A 1115-nucleotide genomic window follows, 5' to 3' on the forward strand; every position below is an offset into this window, starting at 1 on the left:
GGCGCTGATCGTGCTGGGGACGCTGGCGGTCAATCTGCGCTGGTCCTGGCCGCGCCGGGCGGTGGTGGCGTCCTAGGCTGTATCGACATTCAGCGGTATTTTTTGGGGATGTCGAAGACCATCACGTCGCGGCCCAGCCGCTATGAATTGACCCAGAGCCAATGGGAGCGGATCGAAGACTTGCTTCCAGGCAAAGCCAGTGACCCGGGCCGCACAGCAGCGGACAACCGGACTTTCGTCAATGGCGTGCTGTGGGTGTTGCGCTCCGGCGCACGCTGGAGTGATCTGCCGGCGCGCTACGGGGCCTACAAAAGCGTGCACAAACGCTTTACCCGTTGGGCCGCCAAGGGCGTCTGGGAGCGGATTTTCCAGAGCCTGACTCGGGCTCGAGACAACGAGTACCTGATGATCGATAGCAGCATCGTCCGGGCGCATGCACAGGCGGCGACCGGAAAAGGGGGGCTTCGGACTCGGCTCTGGGGCGCTCGCGAGGAGGCCTGAGCACAAAGATCCACTTGGCCGTGGATAGCCAGGGCCGGCCGGTGCGGGTCGTGCTGACAGGTGGGCAGCGTAACGACATCACGCAGGCGCGCGCCTTGTTGGCCGGGTTCAAGCCGAAATATGTGCTGGCCGACAAGGGCTATGACAGTCGGGAACTGGTGGCGTTGATCAGGTCACGAGGCGCCAAGGCGGTGATCCCTCCACGCAGTTGCCAGCGGCCGCGCCGCTACGACAAAGCACGCTACCGGTTACGCAATCGCATCGAACGTTGCTTCGCCAAGCTCAAGCAGTTCCGCCGTATCGCCACGCGCTTCGATCGCAAGCCAACTCATTTCTTGGCTTTCCTGTATCTGGCCTCTATCCCAATGTGGCTGAAATGAATGTCGATACAGCCTAGTCCTGCGCGTCGGTCAGCAGCGCGAACAGCGATTGTCCATCCGGCGCGATCAGGTCGCTGACCGCCCAGCAGCCGTTGCCGCGGCGCTGCAGTTCGATCTTGACCGAGCCGGCGCCGCCGAGCGTACGTCGGTAATCCATCCGCACCTCCCCCACCGTGGCCTTCTCTGCACCGTGACTCACTCGGAATCTCCTGCACCCCCGCATTTCTCCGTTAG

At 63.0% G+C, this 1115-nt stretch carries 2 protein-coding genes; one reads left to right on the forward strand and one right to left on the reverse strand.

Annotation, left to right across the window (positions count from 1 at the left end; all coding sequences use genetic code 11):
- Positions 1-108: 108 nt before the first annotated feature.
- Positions 109-881, forward strand: a protein-coding gene (locus tag CEK66_RS14490; protein WP_255424703.1) for an IS5 family transposase whose coding sequence is annotated in 2 segments (ribosomal slippage) — positions 109-451 and positions 451-881 — 774 coding nt in all. Because the reading frame shifts where the segments join, the coding sequence is not laid out codon by codon here.
- Between the two features lie 13 nt (positions 882-894).
- Here the strand turns inward: CEK66_RS14490 and CEK66_RS14495 are convergent.
- Positions 895-1080 carry a hypothetical protein gene (locus tag CEK66_RS14495; RefSeq protein WP_226978617.1) on the reverse strand — a complete coding sequence of 62 codons (186 nt, stop codon included), beginning with the start codon at positions 1078-1080 and terminating at the stop codon, positions 895-897.
- Positions 1081-1115: the final 35 nt, after the last annotated feature.

Source organism: Xanthomonas sp. LMG 12460 (assembly GCF_009192895.1).
Lineage (GTDB): Bacteria > Pseudomonadota > Gammaproteobacteria > Xanthomonadales > Xanthomonadaceae > Xanthomonas_A > Xanthomonas_A sontii.